The organism is Mitsuaria sp. WAJ17 (assembly GCF_014174515.1).
Classification (GTDB): Bacteria; Pseudomonadota; Gammaproteobacteria; order Burkholderiales; family Burkholderiaceae_C; genus Roseateles_B.
In genome coordinates, this window is sequence record NZ_JACJUG010000138.1 from 1 (window position 1) to 365 (window position 365).

Annotated in this window: 1 protein-coding gene; it reads right to left on the minus strand. The window is 26.8% G+C overall.

The features are described from left to right. A partial coding sequence (locus H5407_RS23740; RefSeq protein WP_183106930.1) for a hypothetical protein occupies positions 1 to 208 on the minus strand: 208 nt, incomplete at its 3' end. Between the last annotated feature and the right edge of the window lie 157 nt (positions 209 to 365).

A 365-nucleotide genomic window follows, 5' to 3' on the forward strand; every position in this document is an offset into this window, starting at 1 on the left:
CCTCACTAAGATCAAACATCTCTTTAATGTCATCTATTGTAAATGTAGATTCTAGTTCTTCAATATTATCTACTGTCACCACAACATCTACACTTTCTACTTTGGTTTCTTCGATCTCTTTTATTATTTCAATTTCTTCAACAGATTTAGTTTGGCTAAAGCCTAAAGAACCGATTAACAATAATAAAGGTAAAATTAATTTTTTCATGTTTTTATATTTTTTGATTAATACAGTACAAATATCTCAACTCAAACCAAGTATTTGAGTTAACTAGTGTTAACGTGTGTTAACCGATTCGTTAAACTATAGAAATACTTATACTTTTGATATATGAATGAAAAACGATATAGATGGATTTTATATG